Source organism: Streptomyces sp. NPDC030840, assembly GCF_055572015.1.
In genome coordinates this window covers 1-26571 of record NZ_JBVIEE010000042.1, presented here as the reverse complement: position 1 = coordinate 26571, position 26571 = coordinate 1, and the positions used below count along the sequence as shown (strand labels likewise).

Annotated in this window: 26 protein-coding genes; 18 read left to right on the top strand and 8 right to left on the bottom strand. The window is 70.0% G+C overall.

Translation table 11 applies throughout. The features are described from left to right. Positions 1-99 precede the first annotated feature (99 nt). A complete protein-coding gene (locus ACZ49J_RS44945) occupies positions 100-1416 on the bottom strand; it encodes a cytochrome P450 (protein ID WP_467457598.1) in 1317 nt (438 codons plus the stop codon). 34 nt (positions 1417-1450) lie between these two features. Further along, on the bottom strand, positions 1451-2806 hold the full coding sequence (locus ACZ49J_RS44940; RefSeq protein ID WP_467457599.1) for a glutamine synthetase family protein: 1356 nt from the start codon (positions 2804-2806) through the stop codon (positions 1451-1453). 353 nt (positions 2807-3159) lie between these two features. On the opposite strand from ACZ49J_RS44940, the gene ACZ49J_RS44935 reads away from it, so the two are divergent. The 14 genes from ACZ49J_RS44935 to ACZ49J_RS44870 all read left to right on the top strand — a co-directional run bounded on the left by ACZ49J_RS44935 (position 3160) and on the right by ACZ49J_RS44870 (position 16419). After that, positions 3160-3348: a ferredoxin gene (locus ACZ49J_RS44935; protein WP_079307251.1), complete on the top strand. Its 189-nt coding sequence runs from the start codon at positions 3160-3162 to the stop codon at positions 3346-3348. A 5-nt stretch (positions 3349-3353) separates the two neighbouring features. Then, on the top strand, positions 3354-4574 hold the full coding sequence (locus ACZ49J_RS44930; protein ID WP_467457600.1) for an NAD(P)/FAD-dependent oxidoreductase: 1221 nt from the start codon (positions 3354-3356) through the stop codon (positions 4572-4574). A gap of 22 nt (positions 4575-4596) precedes the next feature. Further along, entirely contained in the window at positions 4597-5403 is an 807-nt protein-coding gene (locus tag ACZ49J_RS44925) for an acetoacetate decarboxylase family protein (protein WP_467457601.1), read from the top strand. Between the two features lie 36 nt (positions 5404-5439). Then, positions 5440-6903, top strand: coding sequence for an aldehyde dehydrogenase (locus ACZ49J_RS44920; protein WP_467457602.1), 1464 nt, complete (start codon positions 5440-5442; stop codon positions 6901-6903). Then, entirely contained in the window at positions 6896-7822 is a 927-nt protein-coding gene (locus ACZ49J_RS44915) for a 3,4-dihydroxyphenylacetate 2,3-dioxygenase (protein ID WP_467457603.1), read from the top strand. Before ACZ49J_RS44920 ends, ACZ49J_RS44915 begins: the two co-directional genes overlap by 8 nt. 10 nt (positions 7823-7832) lie before the next feature. Next, positions 7833-8678 carry a fumarylacetoacetate hydrolase family protein gene (locus ACZ49J_RS44910; RefSeq protein ID WP_467457604.1) on the top strand — a complete coding sequence of 282 codons (846 nt, stop codon included), beginning with the start codon at positions 7833-7835 and terminating at the stop codon, positions 8676-8678. Positions 8679-8758: 80 nt separating this feature from the next. Continuing rightward, positions 8759-9394 carry a TetR/AcrR family transcriptional regulator gene (locus tag ACZ49J_RS44905; protein ID WP_467457606.1) on the top strand — a complete coding sequence of 212 codons (636 nt, stop codon included), beginning with the start codon at positions 8759-8761 and terminating at the stop codon, positions 9392-9394. A gap of 207 nt (positions 9395-9601) precedes the next feature. Beyond that, on the top strand, positions 9602-10783 hold the full coding sequence (locus tag ACZ49J_RS44900; RefSeq protein WP_467457607.1) for a cytochrome P450: 1182 nt from the start codon (positions 9602-9604) through the stop codon (positions 10781-10783). Positions 10784-10841: 58 nt separating this feature from the next. Further along, the gene (locus ACZ49J_RS44895) at positions 10842-11054 is read left to right on the top strand and encodes a ferredoxin (RefSeq protein ID WP_467457609.1); all 213 of its coding nucleotides are present in this window, start codon (positions 10842-10844) and stop codon (positions 11052-11054) included. 337 nt (positions 11055-11391) lie between these two features. Beyond that, entirely contained in the window at positions 11392-12849 is a 1458-nt protein-coding gene (locus tag ACZ49J_RS44890) for an APC family permease (RefSeq protein ID WP_467457611.1), read from the top strand. Between the two features lie 93 nt (positions 12850-12942). Continuing rightward, positions 12943-13122 carry a hypothetical protein gene (locus ACZ49J_RS44885; protein WP_467457613.1) on the top strand — a complete coding sequence of 60 codons (180 nt, stop codon included), beginning with the start codon at positions 12943-12945 and terminating at the stop codon, positions 13120-13122. 199 nt (positions 13123-13321) lie between these two features. Next, positions 13322-14812 (top strand): aldehyde dehydrogenase, encoded by a 1491-nt coding sequence (locus ACZ49J_RS44880; RefSeq protein ID WP_467457615.1) that lies wholly within the window; start codon positions 13322-13324, stop codon positions 14810-14812. Further along, entirely contained in the window at positions 14809-15510 is a 702-nt protein-coding gene (locus ACZ49J_RS44875) for a gamma-glutamyl-gamma-aminobutyrate hydrolase family protein (protein ID WP_467457617.1), read from the top strand. Before ACZ49J_RS44880 ends, ACZ49J_RS44875 begins: the two co-directional genes overlap by 4 nt. Before the next feature lie 528 nt (positions 15511-16038). Continuing rightward, complete coding sequence (locus ACZ49J_RS44870; protein WP_467457618.1) at positions 16039-16419, top strand: hypothetical protein; 381 nt, start codon at positions 16039-16041, stop codon at positions 16417-16419. 157 nt (positions 16420-16576) lie between these two features. Here ACZ49J_RS44870 and ACZ49J_RS44865 read toward each other — a convergent pair whose 3' ends face one another. From ACZ49J_RS44865 to ACZ49J_RS44855, 3 genes are read right to left on the bottom strand one after another with little or no spacing between them, the layout of a single operon-like run. Next, positions 16577-17431 (bottom strand): bifunctional methylenetetrahydrofolate dehydrogenase/methenyltetrahydrofolate cyclohydrolase, encoded by an 855-nt coding sequence (locus ACZ49J_RS44865; protein WP_467457620.1) that lies wholly within the window; start codon positions 17429-17431, stop codon positions 16577-16579. Between the two features lie 20 nt (positions 17432-17451). Further along, a complete protein-coding gene (gene purU / locus ACZ49J_RS44860; RefSeq protein WP_467457621.1) occupies positions 17452-18297 on the bottom strand; it encodes a formyltetrahydrofolate deformylase in 846 nt (281 codons plus the stop codon). A 19-nt stretch (positions 18298-18316) separates the two neighbouring features. Further along, positions 18317-19438 (bottom strand): aminomethyl transferase family protein, encoded by a 1122-nt coding sequence (locus ACZ49J_RS44855; RefSeq protein ID WP_467457622.1) that lies wholly within the window; start codon positions 19436-19438, stop codon positions 18317-18319. A gap of 112 nt (positions 19439-19550) precedes the next feature. On the opposite strand from ACZ49J_RS44855, the gene ACZ49J_RS44850 reads away from it, so the two are divergent. Continuing rightward, positions 19551-20168: a TetR/AcrR family transcriptional regulator gene (locus tag ACZ49J_RS44850; RefSeq protein WP_467457623.1), complete on the top strand. Its 618-nt coding sequence runs from the start codon at positions 19551-19553 to the stop codon at positions 20166-20168. Positions 20169-20207: 39 nt separating this feature from the next. Next, entirely contained in the window at positions 20208-22628 is a 2421-nt protein-coding gene (locus tag ACZ49J_RS44845) for a SpoIIE family protein phosphatase (RefSeq protein WP_467457624.1), read from the top strand. A 34-nt stretch (positions 22629-22662) separates the two neighbouring features. On the opposite strand, the gene ACZ49J_RS44840 is transcribed toward ACZ49J_RS44845, so the two are convergent. From ACZ49J_RS44840 to ACZ49J_RS44830, 3 genes are all read right to left on the bottom strand, one after another. Continuing rightward, positions 22663-23232: a MarR family winged helix-turn-helix transcriptional regulator gene (locus ACZ49J_RS44840; protein WP_467457625.1), complete on the bottom strand. Its 570-nt coding sequence runs from the start codon at positions 23230-23232 to the stop codon at positions 22663-22665. 214 nt (positions 23233-23446) lie between these two features. Next, a complete protein-coding gene (locus ACZ49J_RS44835) occupies positions 23447-23599 on the bottom strand; it encodes a hypothetical protein (RefSeq protein WP_467457627.1) in 153 nt (50 codons plus the stop codon). Between the two features lie 391 nt (positions 23600-23990). Continuing rightward, complete coding sequence (locus ACZ49J_RS44830) at positions 23991-24758, bottom strand: SDR family NAD(P)-dependent oxidoreductase (protein ID WP_467457628.1); 768 nt, start codon at positions 24756-24758, stop codon at positions 23991-23993. 141 nt (positions 24759-24899) lie between these two features. Here ACZ49J_RS44830 and ACZ49J_RS44825 point away from each other — a divergent pair, with 141 nt between their 5' ends. Continuing rightward, positions 24900-25550, top strand: a complete 651-nt coding sequence (locus tag ACZ49J_RS44825; RefSeq protein WP_467457629.1) for a TetR/AcrR family transcriptional regulator — start codon at positions 24900-24902, stop codon at positions 25548-25550. 38 nt (positions 25551-25588) lie between these two features. Next, positions 25589-26571 (top strand): IS701 family transposase (locus ACZ49J_RS44820; RefSeq protein ID WP_468352382.1); only part of this gene is annotated, 983 nt, incomplete at its 3' end.

Below are 26571 nucleotides of genomic sequence, written 5' to 3'. Positions count from 1 at the left end.
TGGCGATCCTCAAGGCGGGCGTGTTTGAGGGGCAGAAGTGAGGGATGGCCGCAGCCGTCTGGACGGCTGCGGCCGACGGTCGACGGCTGCGGACGGCGGTCAGGCGAGGGTGACCTCGACCGGCAGGTGCTTGATGCCGTTGACGAAGTTGGAGCGGACCCGGGGGACGTCGCCGGCGAGCTTGATGTCGGCGATGCGCGGGATGAGCTCCTCGAACATGATGCGGATCTCGGTGCGGGCCAGCAGGTTGCCCAGGCACAGGTGGGGGCTGCCCTTGCCGAAGGTCACGTGGTCGTTGTTCTGTCGGGCCACGTCGAAGTCGTACGGGTTGCCGAAGACCTCCTCGTCGCGGTTGCCGGAGGCATACCACATGACGACCTTGTCGCCTTCCTTGACCTTCTTGCCGCCGAGTTCGACGTCGCGGGTGGCGGTGCGGCGGAAGTGGTAGACGGGGGAGGCCCAGCGCAGGAACTCCTCGACCGCGGTCGGGATGAGGGACGGGTCATCCTTCAACCTCGCGAGCTGCTCGGGGTGCTGGAGGAGGGCCAGCATGGAGTGGGAAATGGTGTGGCGGGTGGTCTCGTTTCCGGCCACCACCAGGAGCAGGAAGTAGTTGTCGAAGTCCTCGGCCGAGAGCGGGATGCCGTCGCGCGGCGTGGTGTTGACCAGCTTCGAGACCAGGTCCGTACCGTCGCCGCCGCGCCGCTGCCGCGCCAGCTCCCTGCCGTACTCGAAGACTTCGATCGACGCGGGGGAGCGGAACGGCAGGTCGCGGTACTTCTCGCTCTCCGCGCTGTGCAGCAGGACGTCCGCGTAGTCGGGGTCGGTGTTGCCGATGATGCGGTTGCCCCAGTCGATGAGCTGCTGGTTGTCCTCCGGGGGTACGTCGAGGAGCCGGGCCAGGACGTTGATGGGGAAGTCGGCGGAGACGTCGGCGACGAAGTCGAAGGTGCCCTTGGCGAGGGCCGCGTCCAGCGTCTTGGCGGTCAGGCCGCGCAGGAAGTCGCTGTAGCTGTTGATGACGCTCGCTCCGAACTGGCGCTGGATCACGCTGCGCAGGGCCCGGTGGCGGACGCCGTCCATCTCCAGGATGGAGGCGCGCTTCTTGATCTGGTCGTCGTCGAGTTCTTCGAGGTTGACGAAGCGCGTGGAGGTGAAGGTGTCCGGGTCGCGGTCGACGGTGGCGATGTCGGCGTGGCGGGTCACCGACCAGAAGCCGGAGTTGGGGGCCTCTTCGGGCTGCCAGTGGACCGGATCCTGGTGGCGCAGGGTGTGGAACATGCGCCACGGGGTGATGCCGTCGGCGAAGTTGTCGAGGTCGGCCAGGTCCACCCGGTCGAGCGGCAGGGGCTCGGCGAGGGCTGCGCGCAGCTCGGCCCGGGTGGTGGGGACGGCGGGGACGGTGGGGCTGGTCATGTGGGGTCCTTCGGGCGAGGGCTTCGGGGCGGGCTTACAGGTGGTAGGCGTACTCGGTGAACTCCCAGTCGGTGACGTGCCGCCCGAAGCGTTCGAGCTCGTCCCGCTTGTAGGTGAGGAAGGACGTGGTGAAGTCCTTGCCGAGCAGGTCGGTCAGGGCGGTGTCCGACTCCAGCGCGTCGAGCGCGCCCGACAGACTCTGGGGCAGCAGGGCGGCACGGGCGGTGTCGTAGCCGTAGCCCTGGAGCGGGGCGGGCGGTTCCTCACCGGCCTGGACGCCGAGCAACGCGGCGGCGATCGTGCCCGCGATCAGCAGGTACGGGTTGGCGCTTGCGTCGCCGAGGCGCAGCTCCAGCCGCGCCCCCGAGCCGCGCTCCGGCGGGATGCGGACCATGGCGCTGCGGTTGTCGAGCCCCCAGTCGATCAGCCAGGGCGCGAGGGTGTCCGGGCCGAAGCGCTTGTAGGAGTTCACGGTCGGGTTGGCCAGGGCTGCCAGCGCGGGTGCGTGGGCGAGAATGCCCGCGATGGCGTGCCGGGCCGTGGCGGACAGGCCGTAGGAGCCTGCCGGGTCGTCGAAGGCGTTGTGGCCGTCGGCGTCGTTGCAGGACAGGTGGAGGTGGAAGCCGGAGCCGCCCGCGTCGCCGAAGGGCTTGGCCATGAAGGTGGCGAGGTTGCCCTCCTTGCGGGCGAGTTCCTTGACGGCTGCTTTGAAGCGGAAGGCGCGGTCGGCGGCGTCGAGGGCGGCGGAGTGGGTCAGGTTGATCTCGTACTGGCCGCCGTCGAACTCGTGGTTGCCGGTGACGACACCGAGCCCCAGGTCGCGCAGCGCGCGCAGAGTGCGCAGCAGGTGGTTGTCGGGGTCGGCGCGCAGGCCCGCGGTGTAGACGGCGCCGGTGGTCTCCGGTGAGCGGCGCCAGCCGGTGGGCGAGCCGGGGGCGGCCTCCAGCAGGAAGTACTCCAGCTCGGGGCCGACGACGGGGCGCAGGCCCTGCTCGGCGCAGCGGGCCAGGACGGTGCGCAGCAGGTCGCGGGAGGACTCGGGCGCCGGGGCACCGGTCGCCGGGTCGGTGACCTCGCCGAGACAGGCGGCGACACCGGGCTCCCAGGGCAGGACGGCCAGGGTGGACAGGTCGGGGCGTACGGTCACGTCCGGCAGGCCGGCCTCCAGACCGCCCGCAACCGGGACCACGTCGCCCTGCGGGGTGGTGTGGTAGACGGCGCGACAGAAGGCCAGGCCGTGCTCGCAAGCCGATGGCAGATGGTCCAGCAGCACCTCGCGGGCGCGGTCGGTGCCCATCAGGTCGGGGTAGACCACGCGGACCACGTCGACGCCCGCGGCGGCGAGCCGCTCCATGTGCCGGCGGATGTCTGAGGTGTCGGATGCGCTCACCAGTGTCTCCTTGGCGGAAGGACGGGACTCCCGGTGCCGGGGGCACTAGGGAGAGGGTGCGGAGGAGGGAAAGCCGGGGCGGCGGAGAAGCGCCCGGATTAATCATTTGACCCCGAACGATATGAAGAGGGTTGCCACCCCGCAAGGGGCTGGTAGAAAAAAGTTATCCATCTGGACAGGTATTGACCAGGGAGCGGAGGCTTCCTATCTTGTTTGAAGCCAAACGAGTGAGGGGTGCGGCATCCGCTGGATTTCGCCCCCTTTGGCCGACGGGCCCGGCTGAACCCGGGCCGGGCCCGTCTCTTCCTCCCCCTCTTCCTTGCTCCGACGCCTCACCCCTCAGGAGGACCGCCATGAAGGTCGTCGTCGACATGAACAAGTGCCAGGACCACGGCCAGTGCGTCTTCGCCGCCCCCGACGTCTTCTCGATGGACGACGAAGGACACCTGGTGTACGTGTCCGACCCCGACGACGCGCTGCGCGACGAGGTCGAAGAGGCCGCCGACGTGTGTCCCCTGCAGGCCATCCGGATCGAGGGATGACCGCCATGACCGCGCCCACGACCGGACGGGTCGTCGTCGCCGGCGGCTCCATGGGCGGCCTGCGCGCCGCCGAACAACTGCGCGCCGCGGGCTGGACCGGGACGATCACCGTCATCGGCGACGAGCCCCACATGCCCTACAACCGGCCCCCGCTGTCCAAGGAGGTGCTGGCTGGCAAGGCCCCCTTCGAATCGCTCGCCTTCACGCCGAAGGCAGCCGCCGCCGACGTGGAGTGGCGGCTGGGCACGAGGGTCGTCGCGGCCGACCTCGACCGGCGCGTCGTCGAACTCGACGACGGCTCGGCGATCTCGTACGACGGACTGGTCGTCGCCACCGGCATGCGGCCCCGGCGCCTGCGCTGCCCCGGACCGCTCACCGGCCGCCACACCGTCCGCACCCTGGCCGACGCCCAGGGCCTGCGCGACGAGCTGACCCGCTCCGGTGCCCGCGTGGTCGTGGTCGGCGCCGGCTTCATCGGCTGCGAGGTCGCCGCCACCGCGGTGGGCCTCGGCGTCCGCGAGGTGACCGTCGTCGATCCGTTCCCCCTGCCCATGGTCGGCCCGCTCGGCGAACTGCTCGGCCGCGCGCTGCTGAAGCGGCACGAGGAGCGTGGGGTGCGCTTCGCGCTCGGCACCGGAGTGTCCGGTTTCGAGGGCGAGGACCGGGTCACCGGGGTCGTGCTGAGCGACGGCACTGTGCTGCCCGCCGATGTGGTCGTGGAGTCGGTCGGCTCCGTGGCCAACACCGAATGGCTGGAGGGCAACGGCCTCGACCTCAGTGACGGTGTCCTCACCTGCGAGCAGCTGCGGGTTGGGGGACGGCCGGAGGTCGTCGCGGTCGGCGACGTCGCCCGCTTCCCCAACGCCCGCTACGACGGCGTACCCCGGCGTGTCGAGCACTGGTCGATCCCCACCGACACGGCCAAGCACGCCGCGAAGGCCCTCGTCACCCATCTCGTCGGCATAGACGGGGACTTGGTGCCCTTCGCCCCGCTCCCGACGTTCTGGAGCGACCAGCACGACTTCCGGCTGCAGTCCTTCGGCGCGCCCGTCCTGGGCAAGGACGACGTACGGATCCTGGACGGCCACCCCGACGGTGACGTCCTGGTCGGATACCACGCCGGGGACCGGCTCGTCGGCGTCGTCGCGCTCGGAGGCCAGGCCGCCGCGATGGGGGCCGCCCGCTATCGCGCCCAACTGCTCAAGCAGCCCGCCCTCACCGCGTAACGAAGCGTTAGGAACCCCCGCCATGTCCCCTGTCCGTGGTTACTTCCACCCCAAGACGGCGAGCGGCGCCTCGTCGCTGATCCCGTCTCCGCCGTGGCGTTACTCCGGTGACCTGCTGACCGTCGAGTACCGCACGGACCCCGCGCGGGTCCGCGAACTGCTGCCCGAGCCGCTGGAGTTGGCCGACGAGGACCCGGGCGCGGTCGCGTTGATCTGGGCCGACTGGCAGTCCTGCTCGGCGTCCGGTCAGGAGCTGCTGGACCCGGTGCTCGCCCAGTACAAGGAGGCCTTCGCGGTCGTCCGCTGCAAGTACCGGGGCCAGACCTACACCCGCTGCGTGTACATCTGGGTAGACAAGGACTTCGCCATCGCCCGCGGACTGCACCAGGGCTACCCGAAGAAGCTCGGCTCGATCCACCAGACCCGTCCGCACCCGTACGGCCCCGCACCGCGCATCGAGGCCGGCGCCCGCTTCGGGGCGACCCTCGCCGCCGCCGACCGGCGCCTCGCCCAGGCCGTGGTCACCCTGCGCGAGCCGTCGGAGACCAACGGGTTCGTCAACGGCCACCCCATGGCCCACCACCGCTGGTTGCCCTCCATCGAGAAGGGCAAGGGCCTGGCGCTCGACGAACTGATCGAGTCCGGCGCCGCCTCCTTCGAGGGCGGGCAGCCGTGGCGCGGCGACGCCGAGCTGGAGCTGTTCGAGGCGCCCACGGAAGAACTGGCCCGCCTGGAGATCCGCGAACCGATCGCCGCCTACTACCGCCAGGTCGGCGTCGTCTGGGACGGCGGCCGGCTGCTGGAGTCCGGCACGTCCGGCGCCGAGTAACTCAGTACGCACCACAGGACTTTTTGGAGACCGGACATGACCGAGCACACCCTAACGGTGGCCGGGGTCGCCGTAGACACCCGGCACTGGATCGGCGGCGAACGCGTCGCCTCCACCGACACCTTCACCGATCTCTCGCCGATCGACGGAAGCGTCCTCGGTGAGATCTCCCGGGGCACCGCGATGGAGGCGGCGGCCGCGGTGGCCGCGGCGAAGGCCGCCTTCCCCGCCTGGGCCGCCACCCCCCGCGCCGAACGCGCCCGCATCCTGCACGCCGTCGCCGACGGCGTCGAGAAGCGGCTCGAAGAGCTCGCCATCGTCGAGACCACCGACAACGGCGCCCTGCTCCGCTCCCACCGCCGGGGCGTCATGCCTCGCGTCGCCCACAACTTCCGCTTCTTCGCGGACTGGCTGCTGAAGCTGGAGCACGAGGACTTCGAGACGCGCGGACACACCAACCACGTCAGCTGGGACCCGGCGGGCCCCTGCCTTCTGATCACCCCGTGGAACGCCCCCCTGATGCTGGCCACGTGGAAAGTCGCCCCCGCTCTCGCCGCAGGCAACACCGTCATCCTCAAGCCCGCCGAGTGGACCCCGCTGACCGCCTCCCTGCTGGCGGACATCGCCGCCGAGGCCGGGCTGCCGGCCGGGGTGCTGAACGTCGTGCAGGGGTACGGCTCGGAGATCGGTGACGCCCTGACCTCGCACCCTGACGTGCGCCGGATCAGCTTCACCGGCTCCGTGCCGACGGCGAAGCGGATCTCGGCCTCGGCTGCCGCGAACCTGACCCCGCTCAGCCTCGAACTCGGCGGCAAGTCACCCCTGTTGGTGTTCGCCGACGCCGACCTGGACCTCGCCGTCGACCTGGCGGTGGAGCAGTACGACAACGCCGGGCAGGTGTGCCTGGCCGCAACGCGCTTCCTGGTCCAGGAGTCGGTCGCCGAGGAGTTCACCCGCCGCTTCGTCGCGAAGGCCGGGCAGCTCACCCAGGGCGATCCGCGTGACGAGGCCACCGACATCGGCCCCAACATCCACCCGCGCCAGCTGGAGAAGATCGACGGGTTCGTGCAGCGGGCGATCGCGGCCGGGGCCCGCGCGGTCATAGGCGGCCACCGCAAGGACGGCCAGTACTATGCGCCAACCCTGCTCACCGACGTCGCCCAGGACTCGGAGATCGTGCAGGAGGAGGTCTTCGGACCAGTCCTGACCCTGCAGACCTTCGCCAGCGAGGACGAGGCCGTCCGCCTCGCCAACGACACCCGCTTCGGGCTGGCCGCCACGCTCGCCACTGGTGACCCGGAGCGTGCCGAACGTGTCACCGCCCAGCTGGTCGCGGGCACGGTCTGGGTGAACTGCTTCTTCGTCCGCGACCTGCAGGCGCCCTTCGGCGGCTCCCGCCACTCCGGAGTCGGCCGCGAGGGCGGCACCTGGAGCTTCGACTTCTACTGCGACGTGAAGAACACCGTGACCGCGCCGAACGGTTGGAGGAACCATGGGTGAGATCGTCGGGGCGGGCCTGCTCGCCCACGTCCCCACCATCGTGCTTCCGCAGCAGACCCGGCTGGAGCTCAACGAGGGCAAGGAGATCACCCTCGTCACCGGCCTGCACCAGCTCCGCAAGGACGTCTTCGAACGCGACGACTACGACACCGTCGTCGTCCTGGACTCCCACTGGGCCACCACGGTCGAGTTCGTCGTCACCGCCCAGCAGCGCAGGGCCGGCCTCTTCACCTCCGAGGAACTGCCGCGCGGCATGTGCCGGATGCCCTACGACTTCCCGGGTGACCAGGAACTCGCCCATAACATCGAGAAATTCGCCGACAAGCACGGCACCTGGATCACCGCGATCGACGACGAGTACCTGCCGATCTACTACGCCACCATCAACCTCTGGAAGTTCCTCGGCGAAGGGCTGCCCGACAAGCGCTGGGTGACCATCGGGGTCTGCCAGACCGGCGACATGGAGGACCACCTGCGGCTCGGCCGCGCCCTCGCGGACGGCATCGCCGCCACCCCGGGCCGCCGGGTCCTGCTCATCGCCTCCGGTGCGCTGTCACATACCTTCTGGCCGCTGCGGGAGCTGCGCGACCACGAGTCCAGCGACCCGGTGCACATCTTCACGCCCGAGGCGCGCGAGGCCGACTACGAGCGGATCGCCTGGTTCAAGGAGGGCCGCCACGACAAGGTCCTCGACACCATGGACGAGTTCTGGAAGTACAAGCCCGAGGCGAAGTTCTTCCACTACCTGATGATGGCCGGCGCCCTCGGGGAACAGGCCTGCGTCGCCAGGGCCCGCCAGTACGGCGAGTACGAGAACTCGATCGGCACCGGCCAGGTGCACCTCTGGTTCGACCGCCCGGCCAGCGGCTGGACCGGCGCCGGCCTGCCCTCCCCGCACACCCCTCACAGCCGTATCTAGGAGCCCCGCCATGCCCGAATACCGCCGCATCCTCCTCGACGGCGCCGCCGTCCAGGTCACCGTCGACGGCGACGAACTCGTCGCCGGGGACGGCCGCCGCGTCAAGACCGAGGACGCCCGGCATCTGCCGCCGGTCGTGCCGTCCAAGGTGATCGCCGTCCACCTCAACCACCGCAGCCGCGTCGACGAGTTCCAGATCGACCTCCCCGACACCCCCACCTACTTCCACAAGCCGACCTCCGCTCTCAACTCCCACCACGGCGCCGTCGTCCGCCCTGAGGGCTGCAAGTGGCTGAACTACGAGGGCGAGGTCGCCATCGTCATCGGTAAGACCGCGCGGAACATCTCCCCGGCCGAGGCAGGGGATTACATCGCCGGCTACACGATCGCCAACGACTACGGCCTGCACGACTTCCGCGACACCGACGCCGGGTCCATGCTCCGCGTGAAGGGCTCCGACACCCTGTGCCCGCTCGGACCCGGCCTGGTCACGGACTGGGACTTCCACCGCAAGAGCCTGCGCACCTACGTCAACGGCGAGGTCGTACAGGACGGTTCGACCGACGAGATGAAGTGGGACATGCACTACCTCGTCGCCGACATCGCCCGCACCATCACCCTCTACCCCGGTGACGTCCTGCTGTCCGGCACCCCCGCCAACTCCCGGCCTGTCCAGCCGGGGGACGTGGTCGAGGTGGAGGTGGAGGGGCTCGGCCGGCTGACGAACCACATCGTGAGTGGCCCGACCCCGGTCCGTAACGACGTCGGCGCCCAGCCCACCGAGTCCGAGGAGGTCCTGTCCACCGCACTCGGCGGCGACTGGGAGTTCCGCGGCATCCGCCCGCCCAGGCGCTGACGGACGCCCCTGAACGGCGCCGCACCGGGCCTGCCGACCGAGGCGTCCGGTGCGGCCGCCCGCCCAGGTAGGGTCGCCCCATGACCGAGTCCACCGACGCCCCCAAGAGCCGGCCCTCACGCAAGCGCCTGCACTACGGGGAGGGCCGGGAAGCCCTGCTGAACGCCGCCGTCCGCGTGGTGGCGCGGGGCGGCCTGCGCAGGCTCACCTACCGGGCGGTCGCGGAGGAGGCCGGGGTCACCCACGGCCTCGTGGTGCACCACTTCGGTTCGCGCGACGCCCTGATCGAGGAGACCCTCGCCCACACCATCCGCACCTCGCTGAGCACCAGTGCGCTCGAACCGGGCACCGGCAGGGTCGCGGACTTCTCGGCGGGGCTGTCGGAGATGGTCACGGCGGACCCGGACATCCAGGCGTTCCAGTACGAGCTGCTGCTGGAATCGCGCCGCCGCCCGGAGCTGCTGCCCCAGATCCGCGAACTGTACGACGAGTACTTCGACGCCACCCGGCGCGAACTGACCCGCATGCTGCCCGCCGGCGCGGACAAGGCACTGACCCGCCTGGTCTTCGCCGCGCTCGACGGCCTCGTCCTGCACCAGCTCGTCCTCGGTGAGCCCGAGGTCACGGATGCCGCACTGGAAGAGCTGCGCTCCTTGCTGAGGCTCCTCGACGCAGGCGGTGACGCTGCTGGCGACCGTACCGCCGAGGACGGCTGACCACCCCTCTGACCTGCTTGTTCCAAGGCTCCGGACGTTCCGCGTCCGGAGCCTTCCGTCGTCCGGCGCCATGATCTCGTTTGATGCCATACGAGTAAAGAGTTGGTTACGGCCACCGGAACCATTGACGCAGCTTTCCAGATGGATAATTCTCGCCTGCATGGCAGGGACCCGTCCGCGGCCGCCACGCATCCCTAGGAGATCCCCATGACCATCGAGGCTCCCGCAGCCGAGCTACTTCCGTTCCGCGACCCCGGCTACCGGGCGAACCCCGCTCCGTACTACGCCCGGCTCCGTGCGGAGGCGCCCGTCTACCGGCATCCGATCGGCGTGTACGTGGTGTCCCGCTACGAGGACGTCGCGAAGCTGATCCGCAACCCCACCCTCAGTGTCCGCAAGCTCGATTTCGGCGTGGCTGATCCGCTGCACGACACGGTGCTCGGCCAGGACGCCCCCGACCACACCCGGCTGCGCCGCATCACCAACCGCTGGTTCACGCCCAAGGCGGTCGAGGAGTGGTCCAAGGTGATGCAGGCGTCCGTGGACGCCGTACTCGACAAGGCGGTCGAGGCAGGCGGCACGCTCGACGCGGTGGACGACCTCGCCCTGCGCTCCACCTTCGAAACCATCTGTCACATCTTCGGTGTCGAGCCCACGAAGATGCTGGAGATCCAGAAGGCCACCTATGACATCGGCGTCAGCCTCGGGCCCGGGGCCGACGAGGACGACTGGCGGGTCACCGGCGAAGCCTTCGAGTGGTACGAGCAGCACAACCGCGCCCTCATCGCCCACAAGCGCGCCCACCCCGGCAGCGGACTGATCGACCACTTCCTCGCCGAGCAGGACGCGGGGAACATGACCGAGAACGAGGTCATCTTCTCGATCCTGCTCTTCTTCGCCGTCGGTCACCTGGACATCAAGCACCTCATCGTGCAGGGCATCCGGTACATGGCCGAACACCCCGAGTACATCGGGATCTACCGCGACCAGCCGGAAATCCGGCCCGGCTTCATCAACGAGGTGCTGCGCATCGAGACCCCCGAGCAGATGGTCTCCCGCCTCACCACCCAGGAAACGGTCATCGGTGACACGACCGTGCCCGCCGGCGAGGTCCTCGTCCTGCTCATCGGCTCCGCCAACCGCGACCCGGAAGCCTTCCCCGACCCGGACCGTTTCGACCACAACCGTCCGGCCGCCACGAGCCAGCACCTGGCCTTCGGCTCCGGCCAGCACGGCTGCGCGGGACAGGTGCTCGCCCGCGCACAGGCCGACGTCGTCTTCACCACGCTGGTCAACCGCTTCGCCGCGATCGAACTCGCCGGTGAGCCCACCTTCACCCACACCGAGTTCCTGCGCAGCATCGCCCACCTGCCGATCCGGCTGCGCTGACAGTGCGCCGGCGGTTCCTTCCGCAGCACACAGCACAGCACCACACCCAGGAGTCATCATGCGCGTGGAAGTCGACCTCAAGAAGTGCCAGGATCACGGGCAGTGCGTCTACGCTGCCCCTGACCTCTTCGCCCTGGACGAGCAGGGACGCCTGTCCCTGCGGAACGAGGCCACCGAGCTGTACACGGCGGAGCTGGACGCGGCGAACGTCGACGAGGTGCAGGAAGCCGCGGACGTCTGCCCGCTGCAGGCCATCACCGTCCAGGAGTAGCCGGGCAACGACAGGTCACCGACGGCCGCCGGGTTGCCCGGTTGCCGGGTTGAATGTGTCGAGGTCGTCGACGACGGCCGTCTGGCCGCCGAAGGGTGACGCGGCGGACTTCCGCTGCCGTCCTGGCGCCGCTACCGCGGTGGCCCCCGGGCGGGCGCCCGACGGCCCGGCCGCATGGCCCCGCCGGTTCCCGTCGGGATGTCCTCCCCGGCGGGAGCGGTAGCGGAAAATCATCGCCCAACCCCTTGTCATGTGGATAGTTCCGCCTCACTATGAGGCAACTCGTTTGGCTCCAAAATAAACCTCCTTCGCTCCGCTCCCCTGGCAGGTGATCCGCGTGGACAGTCAAACGGTCCAGAAAAACCAGACCGTGCAGGACGAACCCATCGCTGGCCGACTCAAGCCCAACTCCCTTGGTGTCCTTGGCATCCTCTTCTTCGTCCTCTCCGCACAGGCCCCTCTGACCGGCATCGCCGGGGCTGTGCCCATCGCCGTCGCCATCGGCAACGGCGCGGGTACGCCCGCCGCCTATGCCGGGGCCGGCATCGTCATCCTGCTGTTCTCCGTGGGCTTCGTCGCCATGGGGCGCCATGTCGTGGACGCCGGCGCCTTCTACACGTACATCGGCAAGGGGCTCGGCCGTCCGACCGGCTCCGGCAGCGCCGGTGTCGCGCTCTTCGCCTACTGCGCGGTCCAGGCGGCCATGTACGGGCTGTACGGATCGATCGTCAGCGGGCTCGTGGAGCAGCACACCGGTCTGAACGCCCCGTGGTGGGTCTGGACCCTGGTCACCATGGCGATCGTCCAGGTCCTCGGTGCGGCCGGCATCGAGATGGGCGCCAAGGTGCTGGCCGTGTTCGTGCTGGCCGAGTTCAGCATCCTGCTCGTCTTCGCCCTGGTCACCCTTTTCAAGGGCGGCGGCCCCGAGGGGCTGGGCTTCACCGACAGCTTCTCGCCGCACGCCGCGCTCCAGGGTGCTCCCGGCGTGGCCCTGATGTTCGCCGTGGCGTCGATGTTCGGCTTCGAGGCCACCGCCATCTACGGCGAGGAGGCGCGTGAGCCCCGCAAGACCGTGCCCCGGGCCACGTACCTCTCCGTCGCCGTGATCACCGGCTTCTTCGCCTTCACCTCATGGATGCTGGTCTCCGCCCACGGCGCCTCCCGCGCCACCGCCGAGGCCGGCAAGGCGCTGGCGAAGGGTGATGCCACGGCATGGGTCTTCGCGCCGATCACCGCGCAGTTCGGCGCCTGGGTGGGCGACGTCCTGCCGATCCTCCTGGCGACCTCCCTCTTTGCCGGCCTGCTCGCCTTCCACAACTCCGCCAACCGCTACCTCTTCTCCCTCGGCCGCGACGGCCTGCTGCCTCACGGGCTGACCGCGATCAACCGGCGTCACTCCCCGTGGGTGGCGGGCAGCGTGCAGACCGGGCTCTCCCTGCTGCTCGTCATGCCCTTCGCGTTGCTGGGCAAGGACCCGGTGCTGACCCTCTTCTCGTGGTTCAGCGGGCTGGCCGTACTGGGGATCATGCTCCTGTACCTGCTGACCTCGGTGTCGGTGGTCGTGTTCTTCCGGCGCGAGCGGCTGGACACCCGCACCTGGAACACTCTGATCGCCCCCATCCTGGGCGCGCTCGGCATCGCCGGTGCGATCTGGCTGATCCTGGCCAACTTCACGACCCTCATCGGCGGCGACTCGACCACGGCGACCTGGCTCGAACTCGCCGTTCCGGCGGTCCTGATCCTCGGCGTGGTCGCCGCCCGCGTGACGCGTGACCGGGCGACGGACCAGGTCTGAGGACGCCGCTTCTCACGGTGTGGCCGGTCCGGTTCCCGCTCCCTCGGGACCGGGCCGGCCACGTCCGGCTCCCACCCGCCCACGGAGGATCCATTGAGCACGGGACACGTGTGGCACGAGCTGTTCGGCTGGGCCGACAGCGGCAGCGGCGGGCTGTTCCCCGCCTATCCGGCCGCCGGACTCCAGCCGATCGGCCACCATGTCGCGCACGCCGACACCGAGCGGCGGCTGCACGAACTCGTCGCCGTGTCCGGCCTGATCGGCTATTTGTAACGCGTCGAGGCACGACACGCCACGGAGGGGCCCCGACCGGACCGGGGTCGGTCACGTGGTCGTGCTGGATGACGAGTGCGCGCACGGTGGGCTCCCTCTCCCCGGGTTCACGGACCCGTCGGACCGGTCCGTGAACTCTTGTGACGGCTGAGCACGCACCATATCGTTTGGAATCAAATAAAGTATCCGGAGGTTCCGCATGCTGGACATCACCCACGAGGAATGGCTGCGCCGGGCCAAAGCACTGGACCTGGCCGGTTCGCATCACATCGACGGTGTCGACGAGGGCGGGGGCGGGGCGACCTTCGCCGCCGTCTCGCCCCGCGACGGCCAGGTGCTGACCCAGGTCGCCGACGGGGGCACGGCAGAGGTGGACGCGGCTGTGGCCTCTGCCCGCCGGGCCTTCGACTATGGCCCCTGGCCCCGCCTCGCACCGGCCGACCGCGGCCGGATCCTCCTGCGCATCGCCGACCTGCTCGAAGAGCACCGCGAGGAACTGGCGCTGACCGTCAGCCTGGAGATGGGCAAGCCCATCACGGACGCGTACGAGATCGAGCTGCGCGCCGTCATCAGCACGTTTCGTTGGTACGGGCAGTTGGCCGACAAGCTCACCGACGAGTCGCCGCACACCGCCCCTGATGCACTGGCGCTGGTCACCCGGGAGCCTGCCGGTGTCGTGGGTGCGGTGGTGCCATGGAACTTCCCCCTCACGCTGGCCGGTTGGAAGGTGGCTCCGGCACTCGCGGCGGGCTGCACCGTCGTACTCAAGCCGTCCGAGAACTCCCCGCTCTCCGCCCTGCTGCTCGGCCGACTCGCCACCGAGGCCGGCCTGCCGCCAGGTGTGCTGAACGTAGTGGGCGGCAAGGGTCCCGTCGCCGGACGCGCCCTTGGTCTCCACCCCGATGTCGACGTCCTGGCCTTCACCGGCTCGACCGCCGTGGGCCGTCACTTCCTGCACTACGCGGCCGACTCCAACCTCAAGCGGGTCTGGCTCGAACTCGGCGGCAAATCCCCCAACATCATCTTCCCGGATGCGCCCGACCTGGAGAAGGCCGCCGCCACCGCCGCCTGGGGCATCTTCTTCAACCAGGGAGAGATGTGCACCGCCCCCTCCCGGCTGCTGGTGCACTCCTCCATCGCCGAACGGGTCACCGACGCGATCGTGGCGCGGGCCCGGGAACTGGTCGTCGGGGACCCGCTCGACCCGGCAACCGAGATGGGCGCGATGGCCGGTGAGAGTCACCTCGAACGGGTCCTCGGCCACATCGAGACCGGCCTCGAGGAAGGCGCCCGCCTGCGCGTCGGCGGCGGCCGCACGCTGGCCGAGACCGGCGGCAGTTTCCTGCGCCCCACCCTCTTCGACCACGTGCGCCCCGGCATGCGGCTGGCCCGCGAGGAGATTTTCGGCCCCGTCCTGTCCGTCCTCACCTTCGACGACCTCGACGAGGCTGTCCGGCTGGCCAATGACACCGAGTACGGCCTTGCCGCGGGCCTGTGGACCTCCGACCTGTCCACCGCCCACCAGGTCTCCCGAGCGCTCAGGGCCGGAACCGTCTGGGTCAACTGCTACGAGGAGGGCGACCTGACCGTCCCATTCGGCGGCATGAAGCAGTCCGGCAACGGCCGCGACAAGTCAGCCCACGCCATCGAGAAGTACACCGAACTGAAGACCACCTGGATCCAGCTGTGACCCGACCCCTGATCGCGATCCCCGCCCGCTTCTCCGCGACGACCTCCGCGCTGCGCTACGCCGCCGAGGTCAACGCCCGCGCGCTGATCGAGGCGGTGTGGCGCGCGGGCGGCGAACCGGCGAGCATCCACCCCGCCTCCGAAGACGTGGCCGGGCGTCTCGCTCGCTTCGACGGCGTCCTGCTCCCCGGCGGCGGAGACCTCGCCCCGCGCCGCTACGGCGCAGCCGACACGCACGAGAGCGTCTACGACGTCGACGACCTCCAGGACGACTTCGACATCGAGGTCGCCCGCCAGGCCATCGACTCGGGCCTGCCACTGCTGGCGGTCTGCCGAGGACTCCAGGTCGTCAACGTCGCCCTCGGCGGCACCCTGGAGCAGGACATGGGCGGTCCGGAACGCGAGCACCGGCATGTCGTCCACCCCGTGGCGATCCAGCCCGGCACCTTGCTGGAGCAGGCCACCGGCGCGCAGAAGGTCGAGGCGTCCTGCTACCACCACCAGCGCGTCCGCCGTGCGGGCGTGGGACTCGCGGTCACCGCGCGCGCGGCCGACGGCACCGTGGAGGGGCTCGAACTCCCCGGAGTCCACGGATGGTTCACCGCCGTCCAGTGGCACCCGGAGGACACCGCCCACGAGGACCCCACCCAGCAGGGACTGTTCGATGCCCTGGTTCGAGCCGCCCACGACAGACGCTGACCCGGCAATGACATTCTTTGGCAGCACCAGGCGGCCAAAGCCCCGGCTGGCCCCGGAATTCGACGATGCCGCCCTTGGCCAGGTGCTCAGAGGGTTCGCCTCTTTGCGGGGCCCGGACCCACGGGGCCCTCGCCATCGCCCGGATCGAGCAGCTCCTGCTGGACACCGCGCCCGACTGGGACCGCCGTTGCCACCGTGTCTCCGTGCCTCGCGCAGGCTGCTCCCGCGCTGGCCCGCGGGTGGCAGAAGCGCCGGCCGCGCGATCCGGAGCGCTGGTTCTCGCCGGGTGGGCCGAGCTGGCCACGGACCCGTGGGGTGCCCTGGCGCTCTGCCGCGTCGGCGCCGAGGCGCGTCCGGGCGATCCGACGCGCTGGGTGGGCGCGCTCGTGGCGCTGCGGTCGCTGGGGCGGCCCGGTGCCGAGCTCGCACCGGTCTGGAGGAAATCCGCGCGCTTGATCCGTGGCACCGGGAGGCGCATCTGCAGATCCTGGGCTATCTCTCCCCGGAAGAGCAGGGGAGCCAGAGCGCTTGCGGGACTTTCTCGGCGTCGCCGTCATGCCGCCGGACGCTCCGGCGGCATGCCTGCCGTTGACGGCCGCCGTGCGGCCGTACTACCGCGATCTGCACGGTGGAGGAGTCCGGGTGCCGGGGGCGAGCCGCTACTGGGTACAACCGCACGTCGCACGATGGGTGGATCAGGCGCTGGCCTCCTGGCTGAGCCCCGGTCACCTGCGCCAGGCCGCCGCCGTCGCCGACCTCGGGCTGCTTGCCTGCTGCCTGGTGCGCGCCGGCCGCAGGGGTGACGCACGCCCGGTGTTCACCGCGATCGACTGCCTGGTGACGCCCTGGCCATGGGGCCACGAGGGAGAACCGCTGGAGCGCTACACCTTCTACGCCGGCCGCCTGTGATCGTGCGTACGGCTCGCCGGGCCCTGTGGGCTGGGGGGCAGTCGGCGAGCATGCGCGCGTACTGTATGCCTGGCGGCGATGCCGCCGGCGCTTTCCCCGCTGGTGCGCACACGGCCGCGGGGCCGAGCCCGAACAGCTCGGCCCCACAGCTTTCCCGTCAGGGCCGGCCGCGCTCGGCGGCTTCGACGATGTTGGTCAGCAGCATGGCCCGGGTCATCGGCCCCACTCCGCCCACCGGTGGGGCCAGGGAGCCGGCGACCTGCCCGACGTCCGGGTGGACGTCGCCGAGGATGCCCTCCACGGTCCGGGTGATGCCAACGGACAGGACCGTGGCGCCCGGCTTGATCCAGTCGGGCCCGACGAGGTGGGCGACGCCTGCCGCGGCCACGACCACGTCGGCGACGCGGGCGTGGGCCGCGGTGTCCTGGGTGGCCTCGTGGCACAGGGTGACCGTGGCGTGTTCGGTGCTCCGGGTCAGCATCAGGCCCAGCGGACGGCCCACCGTGATGCCGCAGCCGATCACGCAGAACTCCTTGCCGGTGATGGCCACCTGGTTGCGGCGGAGCAGGTCGATGATGCCGCGGGGCGTGCAGGGCAGCGGCCCGGGAATGCCGAGCACGAGGCGCCCGAGGTTGGCCGGGTGCAGCCCGTCGGCGTCCTTGGTGGGATCGACGAGCTCCAGTACGGCGTGGGTGTCGATGTGGGCCGGCAGCGGCAGTTGGACGATGAAGCCGGTGCAGGCCGGGTCCGCGTTGAGCCGGAGCACGGCGGCCTCGACGTCGGCCTGGGAGGCGGTGGCGGGCAGCTCCACCCGGATCGACGCGATGCCGACCTGGGCGCAGTCGCGGTGCTTGCCGCCGACGTAGGAGTGGCTGGCCGGGTCGTCGCCGACCAGGATGGTCCCCAGGCCCGGGGCGACGCCCCGGACCTTCAACGCCTGGATGCGGGCGGCGAGTTCGGCCTTGATCTCGGCTGCCGCGGCCTTGCCGTCGAGCAGCGTCGCGATGGTCATGGTCGTACGAACCTCTCGGGTCAGGAGAACACGACGGTGCGGGAGCCGGTCAGCACGACCCGGTCCTCGGCGTGCAGGCGCACCGCCCGAGCCAGGACGACGCGTTCGACGTCCCGGCCGATGGCGACCAGCTCCGGCGCGGTGTGCCGGTGTCCGACACGTACGACGTCCTGCTCGATGATCGGGCCCTCGTCCAGGTCGGCGGTGACGAAGTGGGCGGTGGCGCCGATGAGTTTGACGCCCCGGTCGTGGGCCTGGTGGTACGGCTTGGCGCCCTTGAAGCCCGGCAGGAACGAGTGGTGGATGTTGATGACCCGCCCCGACAGCTTGCGGCACAGGTCGTCGGAGAGGACCTGCATGTAGCGGGCGAGGACCACGAAGTCGACTTGGTGCTCGGCGACCAGCCGCACCAGCTCGGCCTCTGCGTCCGGCTTGGTGTCGCGGGTGACAGGGAGGTGGACGAACGGGATGCCGTAGCGCTGCGCGACGGGCGCCAGGTCGGGGTGGTTGGAAACGATGAGCGGGATGTCGACGGGCAGTTCGCCCAGGTGCCAGCGGTAGAGGAGGTCGACCAGGCAGTGGTCGAACTTCGACACCATCAGCAGGACCCGGCGCCGCTGCTGCTCCGGCCGCAGGGACAGCACGGGGTCGAAGCGCGCCAGGCGCAGGGAGAGCTCGTCCCGCAGGCTCTCGACGTCGGCCTGCGGGGTCTCCAGGAGCACCCGGATGGTGAACGTGCCGGTGCCGGGATCGGAGAACTGGGCGCTCTCCAGAATGTTGCCCTTGGCCTCGCTGATGCCACCGGACAGGGCGTGCACGATGCCCGGCTGGTCGGGACAGCTGACGGTCAGGATGTAGCGCTGCATGGCTGCGGTGCCTTCCGGCTCAGGCCCGTACGCGGGTGCGCTCGGGGTCGTAGACGGGGGTGGGCTTCACCGTGGCGTCGGCCTTGGAACCGTCGGCGGCGACCGCGGTCAGCGCGGTCCCCGGCTTCACCGCGTCGCGGTGCACGCGGGCGAGCCCCAGGGTCGCGCCGTCGAGTACGGGCGAGGGCACGGCCATCGTCACGTAGCCGACGTCCCGTCCGTCCAGCTCCAGGCGCGCGCCCTCGGCCGCCTCGGGTACCGCGTCCACGACGACGCTGACCACACGCCCCGGAGCGGTGCCCTTCTTGGCGAGCAGCGCGTCGCGGCCCTGGAAGGGGCCCTTGTCGAAGTCGATCGCCCAGCCCATCCGGCACTCGAACGGGGTGACGGTGTGGTCGTACTCCAGCCCACCCATGATCATCCCGGCCTCGGTGCGGCACGTCAGGAGGGCGAGCGCGCCGGCGGCCTTCACCCCGAGATCAGCCCCCGCCTCGAGGACCGCGTCCCACAGGTCCAGCGCACGCTCGCGCGGCACCTGGATCTCGTAGCCGAGCTCGGCGGTGAACCCGATCCGGCTGACCTGCGCACCGATGCCCGCGATCAGGACGTCCCGGACGAAGGTGTAGTAGGGGAAGGCGGCGTCGGAGACGTCGACGTGGGTGAGCCGCTGGAGAACCTCGCGGCTGCGCGGTCCCTGCAGGGTCAATACGGCGAACTCGTCGCGACGCTCGGTGACCGTGGTGCCGACGGGGGCGTGCGCGGTCAGTGATTCCTGGGTGGCCGGGTTGCCGCCGGTGACGACCACGTGGTCAGGCGCGAGGACGGCCACGGTCACGTCGTCGATCATGAAGCCCTCCGCGTCGACGACCACGCCGTAGGCGATACGACCGGCGCCGAGCCCGCGGACGCTCCGCGAGAAGACGGCGTCGACGGTGGCGAGCGCGTCCTCGCCCTCGACGTGCCACTTGTAGAGCATCGAGTAGTCCAGCGCGCCGGCGGCGGTGCGGAATGCCTCGTACTCCTCGGCCGGGTTCGTGATGAACAGGGGCACGGCATGGCCGTAGACGTCCATCCACTCCTCGACGCGGTCGTCGTACCGCGGGGAGAACGGGGTGCTGCGCAGTCCTTCGGGCAGGGCCATAGGAACTCCAGTGAGGCGGAGGAAGTGAGGCACCGCCGAGAATCTATCCATTCGGATAACTTGTCAATAGGATAGATTCCCTTGTGAGGGTGCGTAGGGGAGAGGGGGGTGCATGACCGAGACGGTGGTCGAGGAGGGGACCGGCGGCCAGGACAATCGGCCGGGATACGGTCAGGGACGGGAAGCTTTGATGGCCGCGGCCATCAGGGTCGTCGCGCGAGGGGGACTGCGGAAGCTGACGTACCGGTCCGTGGCTGCCGAGGCCGGTGTGACCCACGGCCTCGTCGTCCACCACTTCGGATCACGTGACGCCCTGCTCGAAGAGGCGTTGGGCTGGGCTGTGCGGCGCAGCATCGAGACGTCGTCGCTGGTGCCCACCAGTGGCCGCCTGGAGGACTTCGCCGCGACGCTGGCCGCGTTCATCGCCGCCGATCCGGACCTGCAGGCCTTCCAGTATGAGCTGAAGCTCGAATCCAGCCGACGACCCGAACTGCGCCACCACGTCGACCTGCTCTACGACGCCTACCGCGATGCCGTCCGCGAGGCACTGGCCTGCTTCGACGTGTCGCAGGAGATGGCGGAGATCGTCTTCGCGGCCCTGGACGGCCTGGTCTTCCACCAGGTCACGTCCGGCGCGCCGGACCGCACCGAGGGGAGCGTCGATGCCTTGCGCCGGCTCCTCGCGGCCCATCGCGCGCAGGCGTTACCGAGGGCGCCCGGCGTACATTGAATGAGCCGAAGCTCTCCTGCGCCCACCTAGGGAGCGGCGATGACGAGCATTTCCCAAGGGCGTGATCAGCCGGTCTGGCCACACGGCAGGCTCTCCTCAGCCATCCCGGCGCCCGTCGGCGCGACCGCGGTGCTGGACCAGCACCTGCGGTTCAGCGGGTGGAGCCGGGAAGCTGAGGAACTGTTCGGTCTGGCGTCCGAAGAAGTCCTCGGCCGGTCCGCCGACGCGGTCCTGGCCGACACCGAGACGGGTGCCGGCGTGTCAGCAGGTGGTGGCGGTGGTGCGGCATGGTCGCTCGGTCCTCGGCCGGTCCGCCGTGGTGACGGCCGCCCGGTGTCTGTGTCCTTGTCTCTCACCCCGCTCGTCCTGGGTGCGGGCGCGACCGGGTGGCTGCTGACGGCCATGGGCGCCGAGCTGGCGCACCGGGAGGCTATCGGCCGGGCCATGCTTGACGGACTCGACCATGAAGCACCCGTCCAGTTGGTGGTCTACGACACGGACGCCCGGGTGCGCTGGATCAACACCGCGATCGAAAAACAGTTTGGAATCCCGCTGGAGGACGCTACTGGCAGATTCGTGACGGACATCCTGCCGCAGGGCGAGGTATTGGGGGAGGAGGAGGGGACAGCCACGAGCGTCGAGGAGATCGTCCAGCGCGTGGCCCGCACCGGCGCACCCGAGATTGACGTCCGCTACCGCAGTCCCACCTATCTCGACCCCCATCACGAACGCGTCTGGTCGTGTTCCTACTTCCGGCTTCAGGACGATGACGGCCGACCGATCGGAGTCTGTGAGGCCGGCCTCGATATCACCGACCGCTATGTGGCGCGCCAGCGTCTCGCCTTGCTCAGCCGGGCCAGCGGCAGTATCGGAAGGACCCTGGACATCCGACGCACGGCCCAAGATCTGGCGGAACTCGTGGTCCCCGAGTTCGCCGACGCCGTCACCGTGGACATCGTCGAAGCTGTCCTGAGCGGGCAGGAACCACAACACTTCGCCACCCACCCCATCCTGTGCCAGGTGGCTCACCGCACCGATCACGCCGCGGCCCACGACACCGCGTACGACGCCCTGGACACTGTCCGCCTGCGGTGCCTGGCCGAGAACGCGCCGGCCACCGACGCGGCCACCCAGGTGCTCGCCCTTCCCCTCAAGGCCCGTGGCGCCACCCTGGGTGTGGTGGCCTTCGCGCGCTCCCGACACGCTGACCCCTTCGAGCAGGAGGAGATCCAGCTCGCCGAAGAGCTCGTCTCCCGCACCGCGGTCTGCCTGGACAACGCCCGCCGCTACACCCGAGAACACGCGACCGCGCTCACGCTCCAGCGTGATCTACTCCCGCGCACCCTGCCCCAGCAGCCCGGCGTGGAGGTCGCGCACCGCTATCTGCCCGCGGCCGGGCCCGCCGGCGTCGGAGGGGACTGGTACGACGTCATCCCCCTCTCCGGAGCACGCGTCGGGCTGGTGGTGGGCGACGTCGCCGGACACGGTACGAGCGCGGCCGCCACCATGGGCCGGGTGCGTACCACCGTCGCGGCGCTCGCGGCACTCGACCTCGCACCGGACGAACTACTCGCCCGTCTCGACGACCTCGTGGCGCGCACCGGCGCAGCGGCTTCCGGCCCCGCCGACGCCGAGGACCAGGCACTGGGCGTCACCTGCCTGTACGCGATCTATGATCCCGTCTCCCGGCACTGCGTCATGGCGCGGGCGGGCCATCTGCCGCCCGTGCTCGTCACCCCCAATGGACACGCCGAGCTCGTGGACCTTCCCGCCGGACCGCCCCTCGGCCTGGGCGGCCTGCCCTTTGAATGCGCCGACATCGACCTGCCGGAAGGCGCCACGCTCGCCCTATACACCGACGGACTCGTCGAAAACCGGCACACGGACATCGACGCCGGAGTCAGCTCTCTCTGCACCGCACTCGCCGGGCCCGCGGACGGCCAATTGGACAAGACCTGCGACAAGGTCATCGCCACACTCCTGCCCAAGCCCCCCGAGGACGACGCCGCACTGCTGTTGCTCCGCGTCCACGCCCTGGCCGAGAACCTGGTGGCGACATGGGACGTGGCCGCCGACCCCGGAGAAGTGGCCAGAGCACGGTCGCTGGCCTGCAACCAGCTGGCCGCCTGGGGAGTCGACGAAGCCGCCTCGTTCGTCGTCGAACTCGTCGTCAGCGAACTGGTCACCAACGCGATCCGCTACGGCGGTGCTCCGGTGTGCCTACGGCTCATCCGGGAACGCGGCCTCATCGTCGAGGTCTCCGACGGCGGCCACACCTCGCCCCACCTGCGGCGGGCCGCGATGGAGGACGAGGGCGGCCGAGGTCTGTTCCTGGTCGCGCAACTCACGCAGCAGTGGGGAACCCGGTACACGCCAACGGGCAAGACCATCTGGACCGAGGTGTCGCCGGTTCCAGCCAAGATGCCAGGAACCTTCGCAGGCGAGCCATTCGAGCTGTAGCGATCCGGGGTGCCTCGTTTGGGACTGTCACGGCTCAGGCCTTACGGCGGCCACTGCGGCGTGGCGCCGGGGCGGCACCGCCCAACAGATCCTGGCGGCGCTCCTCGCCGTTCTCCTCCACCTGCAGGACCACCTGGCGCAGCCCGTCGGCGACGGTCCGGCAGTCCGCATCGCTGAGCCGCCCGGTGACGAAGGATTCCTCCTCGTTGAACGCCGGAAAGAGGCGCTGCATCAGCTCCTCCCCTTCGTCGGTCAGGCTCAGCAGCACCAGCCTCCCGTCGGTGGGATGGTCTGCTCGCTGCACAAGCCCTCGTCTTTCCAACGTCCGGGCAACCCCCGTGAGCGTGCCCTTTGAAATCCCGGCCTCTTCGGCCACGTGCCGCGTCTCCGACTCGCCCCAGATCCAGATGACCCAGAGCACCACGAAGGCAGTCCAGGTCAGGTCGACGCCGCGCAGCACTGAGTTCTCCAGGTGCTGCCGCACCGCCGAGGCGGCGCGATAGATGTTGGCGACAACGGCCATCTGGTCATGCCGGACGGGGATACCGCCGAGCCTGGCCGCTGCCAGTTTCTCGGCTTCGCCGATGGATCGATGGCCGGGCACGAGCACGCTCCTTGGGCCGCCTGCGAAGGCGTGAGACAACAAAATCGTTCGGACTCAAATTATAAGGTGCCTCGTTGCTCTCGCCCGCATGAAAGCCGACCTTCCGGGCTCGGGGCGCTGCTGCATGCTCGCACCCCACGCGGGCAGCATCGTCTGGCCTGGGACCTGCTGCGGAACCTGCCGCGACGCGCGCTGCAAGCTCGCTGAGTGGGGTCTACCAGGGCAGCTTCGCCGTGCGTTCAGGGCGGGCCGCGGTGATGTACCGCATTGCGGTGTGAGAGGAGATGCCGAACAGGCGCATCAGGTGAAGCGGGTCGTCGACCTCGACTGCCTCGTCGCGGATCCGGTCCTGGCGCAGCGACGGCATCGAGGGCCTTCGTCGAGGCAGTACCGATGACACCTTGGCAAGGACCCCGTCATGTCGGTGTCGCTGCCGGATGCGGCATCCGGGCGCTGCCGCTCGCGACGCCGACATGGCGGGCTCCTATCAGCAACACCTGTCAGTGCACTGCCGCCTGACTTCCCATCAGCGGTGATCCTTACTGAGGGCTGACTGCTTGCGCCGGAGCTGCCACCGCGTCCCGCGTATGCACTGCGGCGGGTGTGCTGAGTGCTCCGCTGGAAGTGCGGCGCTGGACCGTCCATTGTCCGCGGCGCCGTTCTGGCTGGTCGCGCCCACGCGGCGGAGCCGCAGACCGGACACAGCCCCTCGCCCCTTCCGGGCGCTACCCAACCGCAGTGAACTTCACCAGGACCGCTCAAGCGGCTGCTATGCCGTTGTCCACCGGCAGGACCACGCCGTTGATGCTGCTCGCCGCGTCCGACGCCAGGAAGACGATCGCCGCGGCCGGTTCATCCGCTTCGGAGTAGCGGATGTTCTGCCGATACCCGGCGAGGACCATGAGGCCGTGCCCCTCCTCGTCGACGCTGTGGTTGGCGACGATGTTCGTCATCGTGGGGCCCGGCGCGATGGCGTTGGTGCGGATTCCGGAGCCGCCGTACATGACCGCGAGGGACCGGGTGAGCCCGATCACGCCGTGCTTGGACACCGTGTAGACCGCGCCGGACGCGCTCCCGCGCAGGCTCGCCGTGGACCCGGTGTTGACGATCGCGCCCTTGCTCTTGGTCAGCATGTGCGGCAACACGGCCCGGGTGAGCATGAATGGCGCGGTCAGGTTGATCCGTATGATCCGCTCCCACTCCGCGTCGGTCACATCGGCGGCGGCGGACTGCGAGTCGATGATGCCGGCGATGTTGGCCAGCACGTCGACGCCGCCGAACTCGGTCACAGCGGTGCTGACCACGCGTTCGATCACAGCAGGGTCGCTCAGGTCGCCGGTGACGGCCTCCGCGGTCGCGCCCGCCGCCCGGATCTCCTCGACGACCGTCTTGACGCCCTCGTCATTGAGATCGGCGGCCACAACCTTGGCCCCCTCGCGGGCAAACCGCAGGGCGGTGGCGCGCCCGATGCCGGAGGCGGCACCGGTGACGATGACGCTGCTGTTCTTCAGTCCGCTACTGCTCATAGCTGTCTCCTTCGAGATGCGCGGTATCGCGTTCCACTTACCGTAAGACTTTATGGCACTGAGCGCCATAGAGGCGTCCAGCGCCATAAAGTAGAGTGATTGTCGATAGCGATGGGTGACGGACGAACGACAGGAGACGAGATGGCCGACGAGCGCTCAGCCGTAGCGCGTGGTGGCGCGCGGATGGGTCGGCCGCGTCTGACCGAACGACGCAAGGAGCAGACTCGGCTGGACATCGCGCGCGAGGCCGTCGCCCTGTTCGCTGCGCATGGCGTGGACGCCACGTCAGCGGACGAGATCGCCACCGCAGCCGGTATCTCCGTCCGGACGCTGTGGCGGTATTTCCCTACAAAGGAACGCTGTGTGCAGCCTCTGCTGACCCCAGGCATCGACAGCATCGCGCGTGCCCTGAGCGAGTGGGACGCCGGCGCGGGCATGGCCGCCCTGCTCGACGGCTTTGACCGGCACTGCCGCGCGGTCACCTCCGACATGCCCATGCTGCTCACGCTGGCCCGGCTCACCCGGACCGAACCCGCCCTGCGCGGGGTCTGGTTGGAGGTGCACGCCGACGCCGAGCCTGTCTTCGCCGCGGAGATCGCGCGCCGCGCCGGACAGTCCCCCGAGGCGCCGTCCGTCCATGTACAGGCGGCCCTGGTCGCTGCCGCGCTGCGGGTGGCCGTGGAGCGCTACGCCTTCCGCACCACTTCGGAGACCCACGACGGGGCCGAGCTGATCGACGAGGTGCGTGCGGCGCTGCGAACCGTTGATCAGCGGCTAGTAGGACTCCGTTAGGTCTGTCTGCTGGCCGTGTTCAGGGGCATGCGGAGTGTGTGGACGCACATGAAGTGAACCGGGTCCGGGCGAAGTTGGCGTTGTTCGTGGCGGATGTGTTCGCCTCGATACCGCGCAAGGACCAGCGGGCGAAGAGCGACTGCTACCTGCGGGGACTGATGATGGACGGCCGCCGCAAGTCGATCCAGGCCATGGCCTCGCGGCTGCCGGACGGCAATGAGCAGAACCTGCAGCAGTTCGTGAACCAGTGCACGTGGGATCCGGTGCCGGTGCGCCGGCGGATCGCTGGGCGGATGGTGCCGCGGATCGGCCCGGACGCCTGGGCGGTCGATGACGTGTCGTTCCCCAAGGACGGACGGATGTCGGTCGGCGTCGCTCACCAGTACTGCGGCGCTTTGGGCAAGCAGGCCAACTGCCAGGTCGCGGTCAGCGTGCACGCGGTCTCCGACACTGCCTCGTGCCCGCTGAACTGGCGGCTGTTCCTGCCCCGGGAATGGGCCAAGGACACCGCCCGGCGACGGCGCACCGGTGTCCCCAAGGACGTCGGGCACCGGCAGAAGTGGCGCCTGGCACTGGACGCCCTGGACGAACTGGCCGGGTGGGGACTGGTGCCGCCGGTGGTGGTGGCGGACGCCGGCTACGGCCAGAACGCTGACTTCCGGGCTGCCCTGGCCGAGCGGGAGATCCCGTATGTGGTCGGCATCCGTGGCGATCTGAGCGTCCAGCCCCATGATGCGTACCCCGCCGCCCCGGCCTGCTCCGGCACCGGACGCCCGCCGGTGCCCCGCTACCGGCAGCCACCGGTGCCGGTAGCGGACCTGGCCGCGGCCGCGGGACGGGAAGCCTTCCGCGAAGTGACTTGGCGAGAAGGCTCCCGGGGCCTGATGACATCCCGCTTCCTCACCGTGCGGGTCCGGCCGGCCGGGGTGCGTCCGCGTCGGCTGGCCCAGCAGGCCGCGGTGGCCGAGCACGGCCGGTGGGACGGCGTCCTGCCCGACGTGTGGCTGCTGGCCGAATGGCC